General features: G+C 61.6%; 21 protein-coding genes. 11 read left to right on the forward strand and 10 right to left on the reverse strand.

Annotated features, from left to right (window positions below; translation table 11 throughout):
* Positions 1-50 precede the first annotated feature (50 nt).
* From IFT47_RS03770 to IFT47_RS03800, 7 genes are all read left to right on the forward strand, one after another.
* Entirely contained in the window at positions 51-2,639 is a 2,589-nt protein-coding gene (locus IFT47_RS03770) for a glycosyltransferase family 2 protein (protein WP_192170816.1), read from the forward strand.
* 102 nt (positions 2,640-2,741) lie between these two features.
* Positions 2,742-3,893, forward strand: coding sequence for a succinyl-diaminopimelate desuccinylase (dapE, locus tag IFT47_RS03775; protein WP_192170815.1), 1,152 nt, complete (start codon positions 2,742-2,744; stop codon positions 3,891-3,893).
* Positions 3,893-4,702 carry a putative RNA methyltransferase gene (locus tag IFT47_RS03780; RefSeq protein WP_192170814.1) on the forward strand — a complete coding sequence of 270 codons (810 nt, stop codon included), beginning with the start codon at positions 3,893-3,895 and terminating at the stop codon, positions 4,700-4,702. Before dapE ends, IFT47_RS03780 begins: the two co-directional genes overlap by 1 nt.
* 65 nt (positions 4,703-4,767) lie before the next feature.
* Positions 4,768-5,145 carry a hypothetical protein gene (locus IFT47_RS03785; protein ID WP_192170813.1) on the forward strand — a complete coding sequence of 126 codons (378 nt, stop codon included), beginning with the start codon at positions 4,768-4,770 and terminating at the stop codon, positions 5,143-5,145.
* Positions 5,146-5,242: 97 nt separating this feature from the next.
* Positions 5,243-7,735, forward strand: coding sequence for a glycerol-3-phosphate 1-O-acyltransferase PlsB (gene plsB, locus IFT47_RS03790; RefSeq protein WP_192170812.1), 2,493 nt, complete (start codon positions 5,243-5,245; stop codon positions 7,733-7,735).
* A 48-nt stretch (positions 7,736-7,783) separates the two neighbouring features.
* On the forward strand, positions 7,784-8,182 hold the full coding sequence (locus IFT47_RS03795; protein ID WP_192170811.1) for a YbaY family lipoprotein: 399 nt from the start codon (positions 7,784-7,786) through the stop codon (positions 8,180-8,182).
* 39 nt (positions 8,183-8,221) lie between these two features.
* Positions 8,222-8,911, forward strand: a complete 690-nt coding sequence (locus IFT47_RS03800; RefSeq protein ID WP_192170810.1) for a DUF4197 domain-containing protein — start codon at positions 8,222-8,224, stop codon at positions 8,909-8,911.
* A gap of 24 nt (positions 8,912-8,935) precedes the next feature.
* On the opposite strand, the gene IFT47_RS03805 is transcribed toward IFT47_RS03800, so the two are convergent.
* Positions 8,936-12,016 carry an efflux RND transporter permease subunit gene (locus tag IFT47_RS03805; protein ID WP_192170809.1) on the reverse strand — a complete coding sequence of 1,027 codons (3,081 nt, stop codon included), beginning with the start codon at positions 12,014-12,016 and terminating at the stop codon, positions 8,936-8,938.
* A 4-nt stretch (positions 12,017-12,020) separates the two neighbouring features.
* On the reverse strand, positions 12,021-13,133 hold the full coding sequence (locus tag IFT47_RS03810; protein WP_192170808.1) for an efflux RND transporter periplasmic adaptor subunit: 1,113 nt from the start codon (positions 13,131-13,133) through the stop codon (positions 12,021-12,023).
* Positions 13,134-13,239: 106 nt separating this feature from the next.
* Between IFT47_RS03810 and IFT47_RS03815 the strand changes: the two genes are divergently transcribed.
* Complete coding sequence (locus tag IFT47_RS03815; RefSeq protein WP_192170807.1) at positions 13,240-13,872, forward strand: TetR/AcrR family transcriptional regulator; 633 nt, start codon at positions 13,240-13,242, stop codon at positions 13,870-13,872.
* 310 nt (positions 13,873-14,182) lie between these two features.
* Here IFT47_RS03815 and IFT47_RS03820 read toward each other — a convergent pair whose 3' ends face one another.
* Together IFT47_RS03820 and IFT47_RS03825 are read right to left on the reverse strand one after the other, a co-directional pair.
* Positions 14,183-15,271, reverse strand: a complete 1,089-nt coding sequence (locus IFT47_RS03820; protein ID WP_192170806.1) for a catalase family protein — start codon at positions 15,269-15,271, stop codon at positions 14,183-14,185.
* A gap of 128 nt (positions 15,272-15,399) precedes the next feature.
* Positions 15,400-16,191, reverse strand: coding sequence for a class I SAM-dependent methyltransferase (locus IFT47_RS03825; protein WP_192170805.1), 792 nt, complete (start codon positions 16,189-16,191; stop codon positions 15,400-15,402).
* A gap of 98 nt (positions 16,192-16,289) precedes the next feature.
* Here IFT47_RS03825 and IFT47_RS03830 point away from each other — a divergent pair, with 98 nt between their 5' ends.
* Positions 16,290-16,919 carry an energy transducer TonB gene (locus IFT47_RS03830; protein WP_192170804.1) on the forward strand — a complete coding sequence of 210 codons (630 nt, stop codon included), beginning with the start codon at positions 16,290-16,292 and terminating at the stop codon, positions 16,917-16,919.
* A 24-nt stretch (positions 16,920-16,943) separates the two neighbouring features.
* Here the strand turns inward: IFT47_RS03830 and IFT47_RS03835 are convergent, their stop codons facing one another.
* The 6 genes from IFT47_RS03835 to ppc all read right to left on the reverse strand — a co-directional run bounded on the left by IFT47_RS03835 (position 16,944) and on the right by ppc (position 23,399).
* On the reverse strand, positions 16,944-17,639 hold the full coding sequence (locus IFT47_RS03835) for an extensin-like domain-containing protein (RefSeq protein WP_192170803.1): 696 nt from the start codon (positions 17,637-17,639) through the stop codon (positions 16,944-16,946).
* A gap of 49 nt (positions 17,640-17,688) precedes the next feature.
* Positions 17,689-18,561 (reverse strand): DUF72 domain-containing protein, encoded by an 873-nt coding sequence (locus IFT47_RS03840; protein WP_192170802.1) that lies wholly within the window; start codon positions 18,559-18,561, stop codon positions 17,689-17,691.
* Positions 18,558-18,848: a hypothetical protein gene (locus IFT47_RS03845; RefSeq protein ID WP_192171051.1), complete on the reverse strand. Its 291-nt coding sequence runs from the start codon at positions 18,846-18,848 to the stop codon at positions 18,558-18,560. Before IFT47_RS03845 ends, IFT47_RS03840 begins: the two co-directional genes overlap by 4 nt.
* Before the next feature lie 218 nt (positions 18,849-19,066).
* On the reverse strand, positions 19,067-19,741 hold the full coding sequence (tsaB, locus tag IFT47_RS03850; protein WP_192170801.1) for a tRNA (adenosine(37)-N6)-threonylcarbamoyltransferase complex dimerization subunit type 1 TsaB: 675 nt from the start codon (positions 19,739-19,741) through the stop codon (positions 19,067-19,069).
* Positions 19,742-19,831: 90 nt separating this feature from the next.
* Positions 19,832-20,479: an adenylate kinase gene (gene adk / locus IFT47_RS03855; protein ID WP_172610925.1), complete on the reverse strand. Its 648-nt coding sequence runs from the start codon at positions 20,477-20,479 to the stop codon at positions 19,832-19,834.
* Positions 20,480-20,762: 283 nt separating this feature from the next.
* Positions 20,763-23,399 carry a phosphoenolpyruvate carboxylase gene (gene ppc, locus IFT47_RS03860; protein ID WP_192170800.1) on the reverse strand — a complete coding sequence of 879 codons (2,637 nt, stop codon included), beginning with the start codon at positions 23,397-23,399 and terminating at the stop codon, positions 20,763-20,765.
* 243 nt (positions 23,400-23,642) lie between these two features.
* Between ppc and IFT47_RS03865 the strand changes: the two genes are divergently transcribed.
* Together IFT47_RS03865 and IFT47_RS03870 are read left to right on the forward strand one after the other, a co-directional pair.
* Entirely contained in the window at positions 23,643-23,978 is a 336-nt protein-coding gene (locus IFT47_RS03865) for a pilin assembly protein (protein ID WP_192170799.1), read from the forward strand.
* Between the two features lie 286 nt (positions 23,979-24,264).
* Positions 24,265-24,690, forward strand: coding sequence for a DUF4398 domain-containing protein (locus IFT47_RS03870; RefSeq protein ID WP_074893253.1), 426 nt, complete (start codon positions 24,265-24,267; stop codon positions 24,688-24,690).
* Positions 24,691-24,735: the final 45 nt, after the last annotated feature.

The following is a 24,735-nucleotide window of genomic DNA, read 5'->3' on the forward strand; positions in this document are numbered from 1 at the left end:
GCTGTACCCTGTCACTCCTCCCCGTTCCCCTCTTGGAACCTGAAGCACCTATGTCATCGCGTAAATTTGGACTCAACCTCGTTGTCGTCGTGGCGATTGCTGCGCTGTTTACCGGCTTCTGGGCGCTGATCAACCGCCCCGTCACCGCGCCCAACTGGCCGGAGCAGATCTCCGGCTTTTCCTATTCGCCTTTCCGGCTGGGCCAGAATCCACAAAAAGATCTCTATCCGTCCGACGAAGAAATGCGTCAGGACCTGGAGCTGATGAGCAAGCAGACGGACAACATCCGTATCTACTCGGTGGACGGCACGCTCAAGGACATCCCCAAGCTGGCCGAGGAATTCGGCCTGCGGGTGACCCTTGGTATCTGGATCAGCCCGGACCTGGAGCGCAACGAACGCGAAATCACCACTGCGATCGAACTGGCTAATACAACGCGCAGTGTGGTTCGCGTGGTGGTCGGCAACGAAGCGCTGTACCGCGAAGAGATCAAACCCAAAGACCTGATGGCCGCCCTCGACCGCGTGCGCGCCGCCGTCAAAGTCCCGGTGACCACGTCCGAGCAGTGGCATATCTGGGAGAAGTACCCGGAACTGGCCAAGCACGTTGACCTGATCGCCGCGCACATCCTGCCGTACTGGGAATACATCCCGATGGATAAAGCCGGGCAGTACGTGCTTGACCGCGCCCGCGAACTGAAACGCATGTTCCCGAAAAAACCGCTGCTGCTCTCTGAGGTCGGCTGGCCGAGCAATGGCCACATGCGCGGCGGTGCGGACGCCACCCAGGCGGATCAGGCGGTTTACCTGCGCACGCTGGTCAACAAGCTCAACCGTCAGGGCTTCAACTACTTCGTGATCGAGGCCTTCGATCAGCCGTGGAAAGCCAGCGACGAAGGATCGGTTGGTGCCTATTGGGGCGTGTACAACGCCGCCCGCCAGCAGAAATTCAATTTCGAAGGCCCGGTAGTCGCGATCCCGCAATGGCGCGTGCTGGCAATCGGCTCGGCAGTGTTGGCGATGCTGGCCCTCGCCTTGCTGCTGATTGACGGCTCGGCGCTGCGTCAGCGTGGCCGCACATTCCTGACCTTTATCGCCTTCCTGTGCGGTTCGGTTCTGGTCTGGATCGGCTACGACTACAGCCAGCAATACAGCACCTGGTTCAGTCTGCTCGTAGGATTTTTACTGGCGCTGGGCGCGTTCGGCGTGTTCATCGTGCTGCTGACGGAGGCCCACGAACTGGCCGAAGCGGTGTGGACGCACAAGCGTCGTCGCGAATTCCTGCCCGTTGAAGGGGATTCGGCCTACAGACCGAAAGTGTCGATCCATGTGCCCTGCTACAACGAGCCGCCGGAGATGGTCAAACAGACCCTCAACGCGCTGGCTGCGCTGGATTACCCGGATTTCGAAGTGTTGCTGATTGACAACAACACCAAGGACCCCGCCGTGTGGGAGCCGGTCAAGGCCCACTGCGAAATGCTCGGTCCGCGCTTCAAGTTTTTCCACGTCGCACCGCTGGCCGGGTTCAAGGGCGGCGCGCTGAATTACCTCATCCCCCATACTGCGCCGGACGCCGAAGTGATCGCCGTCATCGACTCGGATTACTGCGTCGACCGCAACTGGCTCAAGCACATGGTTCCGCATTTCGCCGATCCGAAAATCGCTGTGGTGCAATCACCGCAGGACTACCGCGATCAGCACGAAAGTGCGTTCAAGAAGCTCTGCTACTCGGAATACAAAGGCTTCTTCTACATCGGCATGGTCACCCGCAATGACCGCGATGCGATCATTCAGCACGGCACCATGACCATGACCCGTCGATCGGTCCTGGAAGAACTGGGCTGGGCGGACTGGTGCATCTGTGAAGACGCCGAGCTGGGCCTGCGCGTGTTCGAAAAAGGCTATTCGGCCGCGTACGCCCACAACAGCTTCGGCAAGGGCTTGATGCCCGACACCTTCATCGACTTCAAGAAGCAGCGTTTCCGCTGGGCCTATGGCGCGATTCAGATCATCAAGCGTCACGCCGCCAGCCTGCTGCGTGGCAAGGACACCGAGCTGACCCGCGGCCAGCGTTATCACTTCCTCGCGGGCTGGCTGCCGTGGGTGGCCGATGGCATGAATATCTTCTTTACGGTCGGCGCACTGCTCTGGTCGTCGGCGATGATCATCGTGCCCAACCGTGTTGACCCGCCGCTGCTTATTTTCGCGATTCCGCCGCTGGCGCTGTTCTTCTTCAAGGTCGGCAAGATCATCTTTCTGTACCGTCGCGCCGTGGGCGTGAACCTCACGGACGCGTTCTATGCGGCGCTTGCGGGACTGGCGTTGTCCCACACCATCGCCAAAGCGGTGCTGTACGGGTTCTTCACCACCAGCATCCCGTTCTTCCGCACCCCGAAAAACGCCGAAAGCCATGGCTTGCTGGTGGCGATTTCCGAGGCCCGCGAAGAGCTGTTCATCATGCTGATGCTGTGGGGCGCCGCGTTGGGCATCTGTCTGGTGCAGGGTCTGCCGAGCAACGACATGCGCTTCTGGGTCATCATGCTGCTGGTGCAATCGCTGCCGTATCTGGCGGCGCTGATCATGGCGTTTCTGTCTTCACTGCCGAAACCAAAACCGGCAGACGAACCCGCTACCGCCTGAAACAATGGGGCGCTGTACTAAACGGCGGCCTTCGGGTCGCCGTTTTGCTTTAAGCTATTGGCCGGTTTATGCCTTGCCTTCAATCAATATCTCGGACCTTTCATGACAGCCCCAGCCGACCTCTCGCCCACGCTGCAACTCGCCTGCGACCTGATCCGTCGCCCATCCGTCACGCCACTGGACGCCGATTGCCAGGCCGTGATGATGAAACGCCTGAGCGATGCCGGTTTTGCCCTGGAGCCGATGCGCATTCAGGATGTGGATAACTTCTGGGCCACCCACGGCAGTCAGGACGGTCCGGTGTTGTGCTTCGCCGGTCACACCGATGTGGTGCCGACTGGCCCGGTTCAGGCCTGGCAGAATGATCCGTTCAGCGCGCTGATCGACGAAGATGGCATGCTCTGCGGCCGTGGCGCGGCGGACATGAAAGGCAGCCTGGCGTCGATGATTGTGGCCACCGAGCGTTTCGTCGCCGATCACCCCAACCACAAGGGCAAAGTGGCCTACCTGATCACCAGCGATGAAGAAGGCCCGGCCCACCACGGCACCAAAGCGGTGGTCGAGCGTCTGGCGGCGCGCAAGGAACGTCTCGACTGGTGCATCGTTGGCGAACCGTCGAGCACAACGCTGGTAGGCGATGTGGTCAAGAACGGCCGTCGCGGCTCACTGGGCGCAACCCTCACCGTCAAAGGCATTCAGGGCCACGTCGCCTACCCGCATCTGGCGAAAAACCCTATTCATCTGGCAGCGCCTGCGCTGGCTGAGCTGGCCGCCGAGCACTGGGACAACGGCAATGATTTCTTCCCGCCGACCAGCTTCCAGATTTCCAACCTGAATTCCGGCACCGGCGCCACCAACGTGATCCCGGGGGATCTGGTGGCGGTGTTCAATTTCCGTTTCTCCACCGAATCCACCGTCGAAGGCCTCAAGCAACGCGTCGCCGCGATTCTCGACAAGCACGACCTGGACTGGCACGTGGAATGGGCGCTGTCCGGCCTGCCGTTCCTCACCGAACCGGGCGCGCTGCTGGACGCGGTGTCGGCGAGCATTAAACACGTCACCGGCCGCGAGACCCGCGCTTCCACCAGCGGCGGCACGTCGGACGGTCGCTTCATCGCCACCCTCGGCACCCAAGTGGTCGAACTGGGGCCGGTCAATGCGACGATCCATCAGGTCAATGAACGCATCCTCGCCAGCGATCTCGACGTGCTGACCGAGATCTACTACCAGACCCTGGTCAAGTTGCTCGCCTGATGCTGACCTGCCCGATCTGCTCCGCCCCGCTCGACTCAGCGGATAACGGCGTTGTGTGCCCCGCCGGGCACCGCTTCGACCGCGCCCGTCAGGGGTATCTGAATCTGCTGCCCGTGCAGCACAAGAACAGCCGCGACCCTGGCGACAATCAGGCCATGGTCGAGGCTCGGCGCGATTTCCTCAACGCCGGGCATTACGCCCCAGTCGCCAAGCGTCTCGCCGAACTGGCTGCCGAGCGTGCCCCCGCGCACTGGCTCGACATCGGGTGCGGCGAGGGCTATTACACCGCCCAGATTGCCCAGGGTCTGCCCGACGCAGACGGCTACGCGCTGGACATCTCCCGCGAAGCGGTGAAGCGCGCCTGCAAGCGTGACCCGAACATCACGTGGTTGATTGCCAGCATGGCGCGCGTGCCACTGCCGGAGGCGAGCATGCAGTTCATCGCCAGCGTGTTCAGCCCGCTGGACTGGGCCGAGGCCAAGCGGCTGCTGTCGCCGGGCGGCGGCCTGATGCGTGTGGGGCCGACCAACGATCACCTGATGGAATTGCGCCAGCGCCTGTACGACGAAGTCCGCGATTACAGCGATGACAAGCACCTGGCGCTGGTGCCGGAAGGGATGAGCCTGCAGCACAGTGAAACGTTGCGTTTCACCCTGACACTGGTGGACGGCCAGGCCCGTGCCAATCTGCTGGCCATGACGCCCCACGGCTGGCGCGCCAGTGCCGAACGTCGTGCGAACGTGGTCGAGCAGGCCGAGCCGTTCGAGGTCACGGTGTCCATGCGCTACGATTATTTCGTCCTGAACTGACGGCTCGAAGCACCCGAACAGACTGAATCCGCGAGTGGATTTTCCAGCACAACCAAGAGGCATCCATGCGCCAACCCGATATCGAGATTTACCTGAAAGACGCTGACGTTGACCACAAGGCGATTACTGCCTGGCTGACCGCGGCCATCGGCCCTTGTACCGAATGGACGCAGAAAGGCCAGACCTGGAAATGCCAGGCGGGCGACGTGCCCGTCACCTGGATTCCCAAGGCCGTCGGCAAGTGGAACAGCCTGTGCCTGGACAGCGACAAAACCCCGTGGGAAGACGATATCGCCTGCGCCCGCGCCGCCTTTGCCGCGCTGAACGTTGAAGTGCGTTGCGCGCCGGGGACGTGGGTCGAGGAAGAGAGTGACGCCGAAGCCGATCAATGGATTCGCATCAGCGTTGATGGTGAAGAAGAAATCACCTGGCATACGTCCTGAGACGTCATCCTGTCGGGTACCCGCGCCGCTTTGCCCATCCCCACCAGATGCGGCAAACTGGCGGCCTCGCGGGCGTCGCCCCTCTCAGCAGAATTCTATGACCCGTTCCCCGTTTCGCCGTCTTGTATTCGGCACCGTGCGCCGCCTGCTTTACCTGTGGGTGCGCTCAGAGACGATCAACCAGTCGTCCTTCACCCTCAATCTCGACCGCAGCCGCCCGGTTTTCTATGCGCTGCAAAACCCGTCGATGAGCGATCTTGCGGTCCTCGACACCGAATGCCGCAAGGCCGGTCTGCCGCGCCCGGTGCTCTCCGTAGCCGTTGGCAACCTAACCGAGCCGGCCGCGTTTTTCTACCTGACGCCAGAGCCTGACTGGCTCGGACGCCACGACAAACGCGGCGCACCGCCGACCCTTGAACGTCTGGTCAGCGCGGTCACGCAAAACGCTACCGAAGACGCGCAAATCATTCCGGTCAGCGTGTTCTGGGGCCAGTCCCCGGACAAGGAAGACAGCCCGTGGAAACTGCTTTTTGCCGACAGCTGGGCGGTGACCGGGCGTCTGCGTCGTCTGGTGACCATTCTGATCCTGGGCCGCAAGACCCGCGTGCAGTTTTCGGCGCCGGTTCATCTGCGCGAGCTGGTCGATCAGAACAAGGGTTACGAGCGCACGGTGCGCATGGCTCAACGCCTGCTGCGTGTGCATTTCCGCAACCTGAAAACGTCGGTGATCGGCCCGGACCTTTCGCACCGTCGCCATCTGGTCAAAGGGCTGGTGGCGGATCCGCTGGTCAGGCAGGCCATTCTCGACGAGGCCGCACGGGAGAAAATCACCGAAGCCAAGGCCCGGGAAAAAGCCCTGCATTACGGCAACGAGATCGCCTCGGACTACACCTACACCGCCATCCGTTTCCTGGAAGTGGTGCTGAGCTGGTTCTGGAACAAGATTTACGACGGCATCAAGGTCAGTCACCTGGAGGGCGTGCAGAACGTCGCCCAGGGCAACGAGATCATCTATGTGCCGTGCCACCGCAGCCACATCGACTACCTGCTGCTGTCGTACCTGTTGTTCCGCAACGGCCTGACCCCGCCGCACATCGCCGCCGGCATCAACCTCAACATGCCGGTCATCGGCGGCCTGTTGCGGCGCGGCGGCGCGTTTTTCATGCGCCGTACGTTCAAGGGCAATCCACTGTACACCGCGGTGTTCAACGAATACCTGCACACGCTGTTCACCAAGGGTTTCCCGGTGGAGTACTTCGTCGAAGGCGGACGTTCGCGGACCGGGCGCATGCTGCAGCCGAAGACCGGAATGCTGGCGATCACCTTGCGCAGCTTCCTGCGCAATTCGCGCATGCCCATCGTGTTCGTGCCGGTCTACATCGGTTACGAACGGGTGCTGGAAGGCCGGACCTATCTGGGGGAGCTGCGCGGTGCGGCGAAGAAGAAAGAGTCAATCTTCGACATCTTCAAAGTCATCGGCGCGCTGAAGCAGCGCTTCGGCCAGGTCTCGGTCAACTTCGGTGAGCCGATCAAGCTCACCGAGTTTCTCGACCACGAGCAGCCGGACTGGCGCACTCAGGAACTGGGCCCGGTGTTCAAACCGGACTGGCTCCACGAGACCACCCACCGTCTGGGCGAACGCGTGGCCCGCCACCTGAACGAAGCCGCAGCGATCAACCCTGTAAATCTGGTGGCGCTGGCGTTGCTGTCGACGGCGAAACACGCTCTGGACGATCAAGCCCTGGCGCGGGTGCTGGATCTGTACCTGACGCTGTTGCGCACCGTTCCTTACTCGCCCCATACCACGCTGCCGGACGGCGATGGCCGGGCGCTGATCGAGCACGTCAAAGGCATGAATCTGCTCTCGGAACTCAGCGATGCGCTGGGCAAGATTCTGTACCTGGACGAGCAAAATGCCGTCCTGATGACTTACTACCGCAACAACGTGCTGCACATTTTCGCGCTGCCCTCGTTGCTGGCGTGCTTCTTCCAGAGCTCGTCGCGCATGAGCCGCGAGCAGATTCTGCGGTACACCCGGGCGCTGTATCCGTACCTGCAATCGGAGCTGTTCATCCGCTGGTCGCTGGACGATCTGGATGAGGTCATCGATCAGTGGCTGGCGGCGTTTGTTGAACAGGGCTTATTGCGATTCGAGAACGGCGTTTACCTGCGCCCGGCGCCGAGCTCGCGGGCTTTCGTGCTGCTGACGGTGTTGTCGCGGGCGATTGCCCAGACTCTGCAGCGTTTCTACATGGCGATTTCCTTGCTGCTCAACAGCGGTCAGCACACCCTCAGCGCCGAAGGGCTCGAAGAGTTGTGCACGACGATGGCCCAGCGGCTGTCGATCCTGCACGGCCTGAATGCGCCGGAGTTTTTCGACAAGAGCCTGTTCCGGCATTTCATTCAGACGCTGCTGGATCAAGGTGTCCTGCGCACCGACGCCGCCGGCAAATTGAGCTATCACGATATGTTGGGGGATCTGGCGGAAGGCGCCGCCAAGCGCGTATTGCCAGCGGAAATCAGGCTGTCGATTCGCCAGGTGGCGTTGCACCGCAGTGATGAAGTCGTCGGGGCCGCGCCGATCGCCTAAGCGACGACGCACGCCCTACCTAACGTTTCACCTGACAAGGACAATCACATGAAACATATCCTGCTCACCTTCATGACCACCGTGCTGGCCGCTTGCGCCCATGCGCCGGACAACCTGCCGGGCTCGGTGGACGGCGAGGTGTTTTACCTGCAGCGCATGGCGCTTCCACCGACGGCTACGCTGAAGGTCACGCTCCAGGACGTATCGCTGGCGGACGCACCCGCGCAGATCCTCGCTAGCCAGAACGGCCCGATCAAAGGCCAGGTGCCGCTGCCGTTTCACCTGACCTACGATCAGAAGCAGGTCCAGCCGGGGCACACTTACTCGGTCAGCGCGCGCATCGAGGTGGACGGCAAGCTGCTGATGATCAGCACCGAGCGCTACACGGTGGACCTGACGCTGGACGAAAAACCGCCCGTCAGAATTCGTTTGAGCCCGGCCCGTTAATCGGGCGTGCATCACAGACCGCTGAAAAGGACATTACCCATGTTGCGTCGCTCCCTCTCGTTCACTGGCGTCTGCGCCGGCCTGCTGTTGTCGGCCAGTGCCTTCGCGTTGTCGCTCAATGATCTGTCGCAATCGGACGCCACCGGCGGGCTGAAGGATGCCCTGACCCAGAGCGCGCAAGTAGCCGTCAAGCAACTGGGCGTGCCGGGTGGCTTTAGCAACAACAAGGACGTGCGCATCGAACTGCCCGGCAACCTGGGCAAGGTCGCCAAGAAGATGAAGCAGTTCGGCATGGGCGCCCAGGTCGATCAGCTGGAAACCAGCATGAACCAGGCAGCGGAAGCGGCGATGCCCCAGGCGCAGACGTTGCTGGTCGATGCGGTGAAAAAGATGAGCGTGTCGGACGCCAAGGCCATCCTCAGCGGCGGCAAGGACTCGGCCACCCAGTACCTGAGCACCTCCAGCCGCGAACAGATCCGCGCCAAGTTCCTGCCCATCGTCAAACAGGCCACTGACAAAGTCGGCCTGGCGCAGAAATACAACGCCTTCGCCGGTCAGGCCGCGACGCTGGGCGTGCTGGACGCCAAGAGCTCGAATATCGAAGGCTACGTCACCGAGAAGGCGCTGAACGGCCTGTTCGAAATGATCGCCAAACAGGAAGAAAGCATCCGTGCCAACCCGGCAGCGGCGGCGACCGGTCTGGCGAAGAAGGTATTCGGCGCGTTGTAACGCGCGCCGTGGCGGGTTAAGCGATCAAACCTCGACCCGCTCATCCTTTTTCACCCTGAACCACGCCGCATACAGCGCGGGCAGGAACAGCAGGGTGAGTGCGGTGGCGACGATCAGGCCGCCCATGATGGCGACGGCCATGGGGCCGAAAAACACGCTGCGTGACAGCGGGATCATCGCCAGCACCGCCGCCAGCGCGGTGAGCACGATGGGCCTGAAGCGCCGCACCGTTGCTTCAATGATCGCCTGCCAGCGATCCAGACCCGCCGCGATGTCCTGCTCGATCTGGTCGACCAGAATCACCGAGTTACGCATGATCATCCCCGACAGCGCGATGGTGCCGAGCATTGCCACGAAGCCGAACGGCTGATTGAACAGCAGCAGAAACAGCGTCACACCGATCAGCCCCAGCGGCGCCGTGAGAAACACCATGAACGTACGGGAGAAACTGCGCAGCTGGATCATCAGCAAGGTCAGCACCACCACGATGAACAGCGGCACCCCGGCGTTTACCGAGTTCTGTCCGCGGGCCGAGTCCTCCACCGTGCCGCCCACTTCCAGCAAGTACCCATCGGGCAACTGCGCGCGCACGTCTTCCAGCGTCGGCAAAATCTGTTTCACCAGCGTTGCCGGCTGCTCCTTGCCATAGATGTCGGCGCGCACCGTCACGTTCGGCAAGCGGTTGCGGTGCCAGATGATGCCCTCCTCGAAGCCGTATTCAAGCGTCGCCACCTGTGACAAGGCGACGTTGCCGCCATTGTTGGTGGGCACTGACAAGCTGGCGAGGCTGCCCAGCTCATGGCGTTCCTGCTCCGTCCCGCGCAGGAGGATTTCGATCAACTCGTCGTCCTCGCGGTACTGGCTCACGCTCGACCCGGTCAGCTGGCTTTGTAGAAAGCGCGACAGGTCCGCCGTGGTCACGCCCAGCGCCCTGGCCCGGTCCTGATCGACGTTGAGATAAACGACTTTGCTCGGCTCTTCCCAGTCCAGATGCACGTTGACCACATGGGGATTTTCCCTGACCTTCGCGGCCACCTTGCGAGCCAGCGCACGCACTTCATCAATGTGCTCGCCGGTGACGCGGAACTGCACCGGATAGCCCACGGGAGGGCCGTTTTCCAGGCGGGTGACGCGAGGCCGCAGCATCGGAAACTGCTCATCGAGGGTCTGGATCAGCCAGGTGCGCAGTGCTTCGCGGTCCTCAATGGTTTTCGCCAGCACGACGAACTGGGCAAAGCTTGCCGCGGGCAGTTGCTGATCCAGCGGCAGGTAAAACCGTGGCGAACCGGTGCCGACATAGGCCACGTAATTCTCAACGCCGGCGTGTTCCTTGATCATCGCTTCCAGCCGTTTGACCTGCTCGGCGGTGCTGCTGAGCGAGGCACCTTCGGCGAGCTTCAGGTCAACCATGAGCTCCAGTCGACCGGACGCCGGGAAAAACTGCTGGGGCACGAAGCGGAACATGAAAATCGACAGGGCGAACAACGCAATGGTCAACACGATGACCGTCTTGCGGCGCCGCACGCACCAGCCGACCAGCCCGCGAACACGTCGGTAGAACGGCGTGCCGTAAGGGTCAGGAGCGTGTGCCCCGGTGCCATGTTTAGCCGCATGGATCTTCGCCAGATCCGGCAACAGCCGTGCGCCCAGATACGGCACGAATACCACGGCGGCAATCCATGAGGCGATCAGCGCGATGGTCACCACCTGAAAGATCGAGCGGGTGTACTCCCCGGTACTCGACTGCGCGGTGGCGATGGGCAGGAAACCGGCTGCGGTAATGAGCGTGCCGGTAAGCATTGGGAACGCCGTGCTGGTCCAGGCGAAGCTCGCGGCCTTTAGCCGGTCGTAACCCTGTTCCATTTTGATCGCCATCATTTCCACGGCGATGATTGCGTCGTCCACCAACAAGCCCAACGCCAGCACCAGCGCCCCGAGGGAGATCTTGTGCAGGCCGATGCCGAGGTAATACATGCAGGCGAAGGTCATCGCCAGCACCAGCGGAATTGCCAGCGCCACCACCATTCCGGTGCGCACGCCGAGAGAGAAAAAGCTCACCAGCAGCACGATGCCCAACGCCTCGGCGAGCACCTGAACGAATTCGCCGACGCTGGTTTTCACCGCCGCAGGCTGGTCCGAGACTTTGCGCAGCTGCATGCCGGCCGGAAGGTTGTTCTGCAAACGGGCGAACTCGCCCTCCAGCGCACGGCCCAGCACCAGAATGTCGCCACCGTCTTTCATGGCAACGGCGAGCCCGATGGCATCCTGACCCATGAAGCGCATCTGCGGCGCGGGCGGGTCGTTGAAGCCACGGCGCACATCGGCCAGATCGCTGATACGGAACGTGCGATCACCGACGCGGATCGGGAAGCTGCGGATCTCGTCGACGGTCTGAAAACGCCCGGTCACGCGCAGTTGAACGCGCTCGCTGGGCGTCTCGAAAAAGCTCGCCGCCACCACCGCGTTCTGGGCTTCCAGCGCCTGCTGCACCGACTGCATCGGCAGGCCAAGGGTGGCGAGTTTGACGTTGGAGAGTTCGATCCAGATCTTCTCGTCCTGCAGACCGAGCAGCTCGACCTTGCCAACATCCTTGACCCGCTGCAGCTGGATCTGGATGCGGTCGGCGTAATCCTTGAGCACCGCGTAGTCGAAACCCTCCCCCGTGAGCGCATAGATATTGCCGAACGTGGTGCCGAATTCATCGTTGAAGAACGGGCCCTGCACACCGGTCGGAAGGTTCTGACGGATGTCGCTGATCTTCTTGCGGATCTGATACCAGAGTTCCGGCAGTCGGGCGGAGACCAGCGAGTCCCTCGCGACAAACGTGACCTGGGATTCACCGGGGCGCGAGAACGAGAAAATGCGCTCGTAATCGCCGGTTTCCATCAGCTTCTTCTCGATGCGGTCGGTGACTTGCCGCGACACCTCTTCGGCACTCGCGCCCGGCCAGAGGGTACGAATGACCATGGCTTTGAAAGTGAAGGGCGGATCTTCACTCTGACCCAGTTTGGTGTAGGAAAGCGCGCCGACTGCGGCCAGCAGAATCATGAGATACAGGACCATCTGCCGATTACGCAGCGCCCATTCGGACAGATTGAAACGCATCCCGCTACTCCTTCGCCGCCAGCTTGACCGCCCGATTACTGCGGTCGACCGGCCGCACCTGCTCGCCTTCGTGCAGCACGTGCACGCCCGCTGCGACGACCCAGTCGCTGGTCTGCAAGCCGCTGAGCACCGGCACGGTTTCCTGCCCGTAAGCGCCGACCTGCACCGGCGTGCGTTTCAGGGTGGAGTCGCTTTGCAGACGCCAGACGTAGGTCACGCCGTTTTCGGCTGTCAGCGCCGACAGCGGCACGGACAACGGCACGGCGTGTTCGGACTGGATGTACACCCGGGCGCTCTGGCCCAGCTCAGCCGGGACTTTCCCGCCGGCGAAGGCAATGCGTGCGGCAAAGGTGCGCGACCGCGGATCGGCAGCCGGCGACAGCTCGCGGATACGCCCCGGGAAACGCTGCTCGCGCTGAGTCCAGAGTTCGACGGAAACAGGGTCGCCGATCTTGAAGCGGCCGTAATTCTGCTCCGGAAGACTGATCGAGACTTCACGCTCGCCGTCGGCGGCCAGGGTGAAGACGGTTTGTCCGGCAGCTACCACTTGACCGACTTCCACCAGTCGTCTGGCGATGACACCCTCCTGCGACGCACGAAGCACGGCGTAGCCGGTCTGATTGTCAGCGACGGTCGATTCAGCCTTGAGCTGTCTAAGCCGGGCGTCTGCGGCGCGGTAGGTGTTTTCAGCGTTGTCGTACAGCGACTTGCTGACCATCTGCCGGTCCATCAGCGTTTTGTAGCGGTCGCGCTCGGAGCGGACCGTCTGCAGGTTGGCTTCGGCGGCGGCAACTTGCGCGCGGGTGGCGTCCTGTTGCAGGCGCACGTCCTGGGCGTCAAGTTCGGCCAGCGGCTGGTTGGCCTTCACCCGCTCGCCCTCCTCGACCAGGCGCTTACTGACCTTGCCGGGGATGCGGAAGGCGAGTTCCGGCTCGAAACGGGCATGCACTTCCCCCGGATAGCTGTCCATGGACTGGGCAGCTTGCTGCGGTTGCACCACCATGGCGGGACGCACGGCGGCGGTCACCGGCGCCTCCTGCTGACACCCGGCAAGTGCGGCGATCAAGCCGACCGGCAGCGCAAGGAGCTGGGCACGAAGCAGGGCGTCGCGGAGCATGATGAGGCACCTTGGCAGGAGGGCTTTGAATCATTGTACCGGCGAGTATATTTAAAATTACCGAACTGAACAGTCCACTAATTCGACGAAGATGCCTGACGACTCCATGACCGACTCAACCTCCCCCGCCGGACCCGGCCGCCCCAAGGATCTGGCCAAGCGCCAGGCCATACTCGAAGCGGCCAAGAACCTGTTCATTCGCAACGGTTACGCCAACACCAGCATGGATGCCGTTGCCGCTGAAGCCGGGGTCTCCAAGCTCACCGTCTACAGCCACTTCAACGACAAGGAGACATTGTTTTCCTGCGCGGTGGTTGCTCGCTGCGAGGAGCAGGTGCCCGAGTTATTCGTGGACGTGCCCGCTGATGAGCACGTTGAAAAGGTATTACTGGGTATTGCCAGAGGGTTTCAAACGCTGATCAACAGCCCTGAGTCCATCGACCTGAACCGTTTGATCATCGCTTTGGGGCCTCAGGGGGCATCGCTGACTCAGGTGTTCTTCGAAGCAGGACCGCAACGGGTCCTGCACGAACTTGCGCGGTTTTTGAGTAATCTGAGCGGTAAAAACGGGCTGCATTTTGAATCGCCGCTTAATGCGGCAGGCCATTTTTTGAGCTTGATCAAAGGCGTGCACCATTTCAGGCTTCTCATCGGCACCGGGGAAATACCGGACGAGCACGCTGCCGACCACCATGCCAGGGAGGTGGTGGCGCTGTTCTTGAAGGCATATCGGGTTTAGACGCTGACGGTCAGTGCTCACTGTGGGACCGGCTTTAGCCGGGAAAGCGTCAGACGCCACAACATAGCATTGATGGTGCTAACACGGGCCCCTTCCCGGCTGAAGCCGGTCCCACTAATCGACCGCGTACTCATAGTGGACCGGCTTTAGCCGGGAAGGCGTCGGACGACACACCACAAATCCGATAGCGATCACTGCGGCCTCTTCCCGGCTGAAGCCAGTCCCACTAATCGACCGCGTACTCATAGTGGGACCGGCTTTAGCCGGGAATGCGGAGTGGAAGACACCACAGAATTTGACTACCAGCTTGTCAGCGAGGCTCGTGCATCGGGCAGCCGTTGTGGCTGGCGCGGAAGCCTGAAGACAGCTCGTAGGACGGTTTGCGCGCACGCATGACGCCGCCGAGTGGCCGGTGTTCAACAACGCCGTGCCAAGGGCTGAAGGCCATGCCGTCGTCGATTTCCTGCTGACGTTCTTCTGACCAGCTGTCCTGTGTCGGAACGTCGATACGGGCCACGGTCACGAACGGGCTCAGCTCTTCGGACCATTCCACCGATGCGTCTTCGATCGGCATTTTTTCAAGGTCGGTAGCGAGCTGGATCCGCACGTCCCACATCCCTCCCTTGCTCAAAAAGTGACTGCGCACCGCTTCCCGCAAACCGTCGGGATGGCCATTCAGGTCGACCTTCTGGTCAGTCAACGCGGTGAGTTCGGGGGAAACAGGCACCACGCTCAACTTGGCGTAATAGCGGCCATAGAGAAACGGCACCACGGTGTTAAAAGTTTCACCCAGTACATGGGTCATCGGATGCCCACCCAGCGATTTCAGCGTGCCACTCTCCCCGCCCATCGCTTCGACCGTCGACTCCAGACCACGAAACAACGCCGACAGCGCTTTCTTCATGTTGGGCACTTTGTCGGTGGTCTTGGCCAGCAACTTCAAGGTCTTGAGAAAATCCTTCGGCGTGGCGGCCGTGAACGCCCTGGCGTTCTGCATTACGAAGTCCTGGGTAACCTGCCCTTCACTGCCCGGCAGGCGTGCGCCCTGCACACCGACCAGCTTGATGGCCAGACCGCGTGGCGTTGACACCTTGTCGTCGAGCACATCCCCAGGATTGGTTGAAAAGCGCATCTTCACGTCCAGCGTGCCGGGGTGGGCGAAGACACCCTGCGCCAACTCGGGCGGCAGATTATCCAGAATGTGGATCTGCCCATGCAGCAATCCATGGGCTTTGGCATGCACGCTGCGTATGGCATGGCCGTTATCTTTGTAGGTGGTTTCCAGAATACTGTGCATGGCCTCGGCGAGTTCTTTGCTCGTCTGAGCCTCGTCATCGGGTATCTGCTCAAAGTGCGGCTCGAACGGCAATGGGGTTACAGACAAAGTGGAAGCGCTCATCGGTTATCTCCGGCTACGGATCAGGTCAGGTTTGTCTCCGACGAGCCCACTCATACGGTGGATTTTCTGGCATCGGCACAGCAGAAGACTGCGCCGATGATTGCCGGGTTCATCTAATCGGATGAAGTTCACGGCCGCGCGACTTTCAACGCCTTGATCGGGTAAATGTCGTAGCGGCTGGATTTGCCGTCCAGCGCGTAGGACGGCTTGGCGCCTTCGATGCTTGGCGCCTTGCGCGGGCGTTTGACCACTACGCGGTGGGTCGCCAGCCCCAGTGCCGCTTCCAGCAACGCCGGAGCGTCCATGTCATCGCCCACCAAGGGCCGGAACAGGCGCATTTCCTTTTTCACCAGCGCGGTTTTTTCCCGATGAGGAAACATCGGATCAAGGTAGATGACCTGGGGCGGCTCGCCTTCCCATTGGCGAATCAGCTCAATGGAATTGCCGGTCAACAGGCGCATCTGCGCGATGATCCCGCCCACCTCCAGGTCCCTCACCCCACGCGCCAGGCCGTCTTCAAGCAGCGCGGCGATGATCGGCTGCCGCTCGATCAGGCTCACTTCGCAGCCCAGACTGGCCAGCACAAAGGCGTCCTTGCCCAGCCCCGCCGTGGCATCCAGCACCCGAGGGCGCACGCCCGGCTGAATGCCCACGGCCTTGGCGATCATTTGCCCGCTGCCGCCGCCAAACAGACGCCGATGGGCCGCCTTGCCCTCGATGAAATCCACACGCACCGGGCCCGGCGCGTCGTCACCCAGTTGCTGCAACTGCAGGCCGTCTTCGGCGACTTGCAGGGCGAAATCCGCGTCGGCGTCGTCCAGCGGCAAACCCAGTCGCTGCGCCCATTGCGCTGCGGTTTCCTGCCCGTCGGGGGTCAGGCTGTCGACCCGAATGCGGCTGCCCGCGTGCTGCTCAGTCATTGTCTCTACGCGCTCAAATAATCTTAATGATTGGCAGGATCTGCCGATAACAAAAGTATCCGGCATTTTGCCAGACCCACGGGCTGTACTGAGCGCTTATGTCAGACATTCAGCAAACCTCCTCGATAGGCTATTTGACGTACGCAGGCGACTACAGCGTACGCAATACCCAAACCCTTAGCGGCGTCACGCAGCTCTGGCAGGATGCGTTTGCCCGTGCGATGGCTCAGCAGGTCGATGACAACGCTGGCGAAACCCCGGAATACAGCGCCGTCGCCACGACGGACCACCTGACCGGCGAACCGATTGCCGGCGCAAGCGCACTGGGCAAGATCGTCGAACAACGTGAGTGCCCGGTTCAGGACAAGGAAATCGCGCCGCCGGAGCCGTTGTTCCTGCCGATCGCCGAGTTCGAATGGGACCTGGCCGACAAGCCCGCCAAGCCGTTCACCGCGATGGAAATGATCGAGCAGCAACGTAACCTCGAATTCGATGACAACTGGGTTCGCCCGACCGTGATCAACCCCTACGATGACAGCGTTGAACCCGGCCCGGGCCCTCAGCCTCGTCCGCTGTTCCTGCCGATTGCCGAATTCGAATGGGACCTGGCCGACAAGCCTGCGACACCGTTCAGCGCGGAAGAGATGACCGAGCAGCAGCGTCATCTGGCCTTCGATAACGGCTGGGCGCGCCCGATCGTGCTGCAGAACCTTCGTCTCGCTGCCTGAGACTGATCCCGCGTTTGTCACGCCTCAGCGACACACCCGCCAGCGTCCCATGTCCAGGTGAAAGTGGTTTCGGTGCGCGGCGTTGTAGTCCGGGCTCAGCACCGTATTGAACTGCTGACAGGCGCCATCCCTCACCAATCGCAGAAAACGCCCCGCGTCGCCCTCGTCTTTCCAGTCCTTGAGCACCGAAATCCTGCGTCCGTCTGCCAGACGAAACCCGGCGATGTCCAGCGCGTTGGCGGTAGCGTGCTGGCTCAGACGGCCTTCGCTGCGGTTGTAGATGTTGCGGCAGGCGAAGCTGCCAAGGTGATCAACCTGGGTGACCTGCCCGAACACCGACTGGGCTGCCGGCTGCAACTGGTGGATATCAAACAGCGCATACGCCACGGCAAGGCGACAACTGGACAGAAAACTGCTGCTCAGCGCGACGTCGCCGCCCTGGATGCGCAGCGTGTTGGTCAGCGGGCATTTGGCGTCGGCGGCGCTGTCCGACTGGTGCGTGTAACGCAGGGTCGAGGTTTGCAGCGCGGCGTCGCACAACGCCGGATCCTCCTGCAATCGCCAGAGCTTGAAAGGAGTGATGAGGTTGGGCTCGTCCCGCACGTTCAGCGGGGTCCACGGGTTCCAGCGGTCAGCGACAGGCAGCCAGCCACGCCAGATCGACACCGCGACCGCCGCGCTGATCAAAACCAGAAGAAGAAAGAAGGTCGAGCCGCGCATGCAGGAGTGTTCTCGTCTGACGTAGGGAAAAATCTACCCCATGTCGACCTCAGAGCAGCCCGAGTTGCTCCACTTGCCGACCGCGATCCAGTTGCGGCAGATCGGGCAACCCCGGCAGCAGGGTCATCAATTGATGATGAAAGCGACGAGCCAGTTGGGGCGAGGCGATGTTGTCAGGCGTGTGCAGGAACACCGAAGGCGTGCGCCCCTCCTCGATCCAGCCGGCCACTTTTTCCGCCCACTGCACGATGAAGCCTTGGTTGATCTCCTCATCCGGCCCGCCAATGAAGCGAACCTGCGGAAAAGACGTCAGCGCCGCCGGACGCGGCGGGACTTTGGGCTTCTTCGATTGCGCATGAAGCACGGCTGGGTCAGTGGAGACAGAACTGAACAGCGGCCGAGAATCCAGACAGATGCGCTCCACGCCGCGGTCGAGCAACAGACGGTTGAGCTGCCGCTCGTCTTCGCCCTTGCTGAAAAACGCCATGTTGCGCACTTCAACCGCCAAAGGCTGGCCTTCTAGGGCGTCAATGAACGCGGCCAGCTCATTCAGCCGATGGGGACCGAAGCTGGCCGACAGCTGCAGCCACAGCGGTTCAAGCCTCGATCCCAGTGGCGCCAGCAGTTGCAGGAAATCCTCCACCGCGCCCAAGTGCTCGCGCAGGTCGCCGGCATGGCTGATGTCACGGGGAATTTTGGCGCTGAAGCGGAAATGCTCCGGCAGGGCGTCCGCCCAACGCTGGACGATCTCGGGTTTGGGACGGGCGTAGAACGTGGTGTTGCCTTCGACGGCATTGAAGACCTGCGCGTACAACCCAAGCAAATCCAGGTCCAGGGCGTCGGGCGGGTACAGCGACTCACGCCAGGCTTTTTCGCTCCAGGACGGGCAACCGATGTAGTAAGGCGGGTGGGCGAGGTTCAAACGTGAAGGTCGAGCCCGGAGACTTCGAGGTCCCAGTCGACGAAGGTCGAAGTCGTCAGGTAGCTGCTCAGCGCGTGGGCGACGCGAGTGCTCATGGCACGGGGGAAAATAATGTCCTGCTGACGCGCGGGCACGTTTGCCGTGGTACCCGTCTGGCGACGGGCTGCCTGCGGAACCACTTCGACCTCATCGTTCACCTCCTCGAACGTGCCTTCCAGCGCCGCAGAATCCTTGCGCGTCTTGCGCTTGATCGGGTAGGTACGTGGTGAAGGACCGGTGATTCGCATCATGCTTACTCGGCGTTTGATAGTGGCAATTTAATCTCACAGTAAGCCGTTAAGCAAACATGCGAACGATAACTAGACCACACTTATTGCGAATTGTTTAAAGCAGCCGGGAGTTTATGCAGTTTTGTCGCCGAACGGTCATCTGCAGTGTGACCTGCGTCGCATCTCGGGCGTAGCACAGTGAAGTCATGACCGTTTCTGCATTGCGTGGCCATCACTCAACGCGCTTTTGGCGTGGCCACTTTATCGCGAAGGTAAACCGGCTGGGCGTCGTCAGCGACGATGGCTTCGCCACGGTGCCAGGCGAAAGTGCCGAGGGTCAGCAGGTCCTGCGCGTGGGGCAACAGTGTGGCGTCCTGGGCACTGACAACGGCAGCAATGCGCTCGGCATAACCCCAGCCGGTGCCAGCGCCGAACCAATCGCCCGTCGCTCCATTTGGCAAAGCAGCCATTTCCGGTGGCATGACGGCCTCTTCAGCCACCAGCTTCATCTCCCCCGCCACTTCTCGATAGCAGCCCCAATAGACTTCGTCCATCCGCGCGTCGATGGCGGCCGCGACCTGAGTAGCGCCCTGCTCGCGAAAGGCCCGTTGCGCCAGCGCCGCCAGATTGGACACCGGCAGCACCGGGCGATCCAGACCGAAGGCCAGCCCCTGCACCACCCCGATGGCGATGCGCACGCCCGTAAACGCGCCCGGGCCCCGGCCGAATGCGATGGCGTCCAGCGCCGACAGGCCAATGCCCGCCTCGGCCAGCAGGTCCTTGATCATCGGCAGGAGTTTTTGCGCGTGCAGGCGCGGGATCACCTCGTAGTGAGTCAGCACTTTGCCGTCATGCAGCAAAGCGACTGAGCAGGCTTCAGTGGCGGTGTCCAGGGCCAGCAAGGTGGTCATCGGGGTTTCCATCGTTGTGCGAAAAAAGTGCCGCATTATAAACAACAACGACCCGCAAGCGGGCCGTTGTTCAATGCCGTGAGACGCGAATCAGCTCAGGGCTTCAAGCACCTTGGCGGTGATCTGCTCGACCGTGCCCACGCCTTCGATGTGGCTGCACTTCGGTGTGCCGTCCTGCGTCTGCAGCTTGGTGTAGAAATCTACCAGCGGCTTGGTCTGAGAGTGGTAGACCGACAGGCGATGGCGAACAGTGGCTTCGACGTCGTCCTTGCGCTGAACCAGTGGCTCGCCGGTAACGTCGTCCACACCGTCAACCTTCGGCGGGTTGTACAGGGTGTGGTAAACGCGGCCGGAGCCTTCGTGAACGCGGCGACCGGAGATGCGCTTGACGATCTCTTCGTCATCGACCTTGATCTCGATGACGTGATCGATGGCCAGGCCGGCTTTCTTCAGGGCTTCTGCCTGAGGAATGGTGCGCGGGAAGCCGTCGAACAGGCAACCGCCAGCGCAATCAGGCTCGGACAGGCGATCCTTGATCAGGCCGATGATCAGGTCATCGGAGACCAGGCCGCCGCTGTCCATGACGCTTTTGGCTTGCAGGCCCAGCTCGGTACCGGCCTTGACCGCAGCGCGCAGCATGTCGCCGGTGGAAATCTGCGGAATGTTGAATTTCTCAGTGATGAACTTTGCCTGAGTACCTTTGCCGGCCCCGGGAGCTCCCAGCAGAATCACGCGCATTGTTGTGCTCCTCAAATTTTTATAGAGATATCGTCGGATTCGCCTAAATGGGGCCAATCGCAAAATTTTACTGACCCAACGGCCAAAGGCTGATCAAGATACACAGCCGATTCATGCCGCACAAGACGCCGAAAGTCGCAGTAACCCGCGAAAAACCAGTAGCTTGGCATCGATCTGCACAAGGGTGAGACCTCGTGCAACTGGGTGACGCCGCATCACTCGTGACGATCGAGGTGCGGCCGAATGAAAGGCGTCGTGTTCATTCGGCCGGGTTGCCTGGCCGTCAGCCGGTGTTGCGCAATCCGGCGGCGATGCCTGCAACAGACACCAGCAGCGCCTGCACCAGCGGACTGTCCAGACTCGCCTCTTGCTGACGGGAGCGCGCCAGCAACTCCGCCTGCAATAAATGAAGAGGGTCAAGGTAGGTGTTGCGCAGGCTGATGAACTTCAGCGTTTCAGGGCTGTGGGCCAACAGCCGCGACTGGCCCGTCAGGCCAAGCACCACGTCACACGCCTGCGACAATAGGCCGCGCAGATGCGTCCCCAAATGCAGCAGTTTGGGCTCCACCAGACGTTCGTCGTAGAGCTGGGCGATGTCGCTGTCGGCCTTGGCCAGCACCATTTCCAGCATGTCGATGCGGGTGCGGAAAAACGGCCATTGCTCACGCATCTCGGCGAGCAGATCCCCTTGACCGCGCTCCAGCGCCTTGCTCAACGCGTTTTCCCAGCCCAGCCATGCGGGCAGCATAAGGCGCGTCTGAGTCCACGCGAAAATCCACGGAATCGCGCGCAGGCTCTCGACCCCGCCCTCACGGCGCTTGGCCGGACGGCTGCCCAGCGGCAATCTGCCCAGCTCCTGTTCCGGCGTGGCCTGGCGGAAGTATTCGACGAACTCCGGGTCTTCCCGCACCACGGCGCGATAGGCTTTCACGCCGTCTGCCGCCAGTTCGTCCATCACCTGACGCCAGGCCGGTTGCGGCATCGGCGGCGGTTGCAAAGTGGCTTCCAGCACGGCGGCCAGATAAAGGTTGAGATTCTGTTCGGCGATGTCCGGCAGGCCGAACTTGAAGCGGATCATCTCGCCCTGCTCGGTGGTGCGGAAGCGCCCTGCCACAGAACCCGGCGGCTGCGACAGAATCGCCGCGTGTGCCGGGCCGCCACCGCGACCGACCGTACCGCCGCGACCGTGGAACAACAACAACTCAACCTCTTGCGCGCGGCAGATTTCAACCAGTTTTTCCTGGGCCCGGTACTGCGCCCAAGCCGCAGCCGTGGTGCCGGCGTCCTTCGCCGAATCCGAGTAGCCGATCATGACTTCCTGAGGACCTTCCAGGCCTCGGCGGTAGGCAGGAATGCTCAACAGCTGCTCGATCACCGGGCCGGCATTGTCCAGGTCAGCAAGGGTTTCGAACAGCGGCACCACGCGCATGGAGCGCTGCAGCCCGGCTTCCTTCAACAACAGTTGAACGGTGAGCACATCCGAGGCTGCGCCGGCCATGGAGATCACGTAGGAACCGAGCGATGCCGCCGGCGCAGCCGCCACTTCGCGGCAGGTCGCCAGCACCTCGGCCGTGTCCGCTTCAGGGCTGAAATGGGCCGGCAGCAGCGGTCGCTTGTTGTCCAGCTCTCGCAGCAGGAAGTCGATGCGCGTTGGCTCATCCCACTGGTCATAGCGGCCTAGCCCGAGGTATTCGGTGATCTCGCTCATGGCCGAACTGTGCCGCGTGGAATCCTGCCGCACGTCGAGCTTCACCAGGAACAGGCCAAACGTCACCGCGCGACGCAAACAGTCGAGCAACGGGCCATCAGCGATCACGCCCATGCCGCATTCATGCAGCGAGTCGAAACACAGTTGCAGGGGCTCAAGCAGTTCGCGGTTGTCGTGCAACACGTCTTCCGGTGCGACCTGCGTGACACTCAGTGAGGCGTGGGCCCAGTTGCGCGTGGCCCGAAGCCGCTCGCGCAGTTGCTTGAGCACACTGCGATAAGGCTCGGCGCTGTCGCCCGCGGCTTCCATCAACGCCGGGCTGGCCTGCTGCATCGACAGCTCGGCGGCCAGTTGATCGACGTCGCGCAGGTACAAGTCGGCCGCCATCCAGCGCGCCAGTAGCAGCACCTCGCGGGTGACGGCAGCGGTGACGTTGGGGTTGCCGTCGCGGTCGCCGCCCATCCAGGAAGCGAAACGAATCGGCGCCGCGTCCAGCGGCAGGTGCAGGCCGGTCGCGGCGTGCAGCGCCTGATCGGCCTTGCGCAAGTAGTTGGGGATTGCTTGCCATAGGGAATTTTCGATGACCGCAAACCCCCACTTCGCCTCGTCGACGGGCGTGGGACGGACGCGGCGGATTTCTTCGGTGTGCCACGCTTCGGCAATCAGCCGCTGCAGACGCTCGGTGATCTGCTCACGCTCGTGGCGATTCAAGTCGCGATGATCAAGCGCGGCCAGTTGCGCAGCGATGGCGTCGTACTTCTGGATCAGCGTGCGCCGGGCAACTTCGGTCGGGTGCGCGGTCAGCACCAGTTCGATTTCCAGCGTGGTCAATTGCTGCGCCAGCGCCTCGGGGGTCTGCCCGGCTTGCTTCAGGCGCTCCAATAGTTCGGGCAGCACACGGGATTCAAACGGCTGCGGCTTGCTGTCATCACGACGATGAATCAGCTGATACTGCTCCGCGATGTTGGCCAGATTGAGGAATTGGTTGAACGCGCGCGCGACCGGCAGTAACTCATCTTCGCCCAGGCCTTCAAGACTGGAACTCAGTTGCTCGGTGCCTTGGGTCGACGCATGCCGGTCAGCCTTCGCGCTTTTGCGGATGCGCTCGATCTTCTCGAGGAAATCAGCGCCGTGCTGATCACGAATGGTGTTGCCCAACAGCTCACCCAGCAGGTGAACGTCCTCGCGCAATCGTGCATCGATATCAGCCATCCAGCTCTCTCCTTCAGCTTTATTGTTTTTACCGGCGAGTCCTTGCAGGGGTCCATTCGCTGCTGCCGAACGGAACGCCCTGCGGGGTTTCGTTTCTATTGGTGTGTATAGAGCGACAAATTGATGTCCATACGCAACCCTCGACGCACTTTCACCGCCGGGGAAGCCCGTCTCAGTCACGCCTGACCGTGGCTCAGCCACATGTCCAACGCCCGCCCTGGCGCGGGAACCGATGAGGTATGTATGAAGATCCGAGAGCTCGCCGAACAGTGGGAACAAAATGCCAAGGGCCGTCTGACCGAGACCGCCTATGCTATTCATCTGGATGTTGAGGCGGCCGCGCGGCTTGCGGCGATTGCCGAGATGTACCCCAAGCGCACGCCTGAAGAATTGCTCGGCGAACTGATCGGTGCCGCCCTGGAAGAATTGGAGGCAAGCTTCCCTTACGTGCGCGGTCAGCATGTGGTCGCCACCGACGAGGAAGGCAATCCGCTTTACGAGGACGTCGGCCCCACGCCCCGGTTTCTCGAGCTATCGCGTCGCCATCTGCAGGAAATTTCCGATCGGGAAGACCTGTGACGAGTGCATGGGCGACGTCGTTTTCGCTACGTCAGATTTTTCTGCAGGCCTCTCGGGCCGATTCTCACGCAGGCAAATCGACGTCATTTTTCGAGCGTCAATTTTACAACACGTAACAAAAGCTGACCGCATGTTTAGAAAAATGTCTGAACTAATCAAAAAACGCAGCGGTCCGAGCAGTTAGCCATTCCAGTAAAGCCGTCAGATGACTGCGGAAGTGACGCAACACCATCCATCCGCGTGGGCCGTTGCTGAAATGGAACAACCAGTTTTCAGGAGTTAAGAAATGGAGTTGACCACCATGAACACCAGCACTGCCAAACCAACGTTCAATCGCCTGCGCGGGCTGAAGATGGCTGCACTGGCGCTGGGCACCAGCGTTCTTCTGGCTGGTTGCGCAGGCAATCCTCCAAGCGAGCAGTACGCCGTGACCCAGTCGGCCGTCAATGCCGCTGTCACCGCCGGCGCTACCGAATACGCTGCCGTTGAAATGAAGTCCGCTCAGGACAAGTTCAAGCAAGCCGAACTGGCGATGCAGGAAAAGAAATACGACGAAGCTCGTAAATACGCCGAGCAGGCCGAGTGGGATGCACGTGTAGCCGAGCGTAAGGCTCAGGCCGCGAAGGCACAGAAAGCGGTGCAGGATGCTCGTCAGGGCGTCAATGAGCTGCGTGAAGAAGGCATGCGTCAGGTTCAGCCTGTCACACAGTAACGCTTCGCAGTTCAAGCATTGGCCATTGAGTTAAAGGACGAAAAT

Origin of the sequence: Pseudomonas sp. CFBP 13711 (genome assembly GCF_014842265.1) — a bacterium.
In the GTDB taxonomy this organism is placed as follows: Bacteria; Pseudomonadota; Gammaproteobacteria; order Pseudomonadales; family Pseudomonadaceae; genus Aquipseudomonas.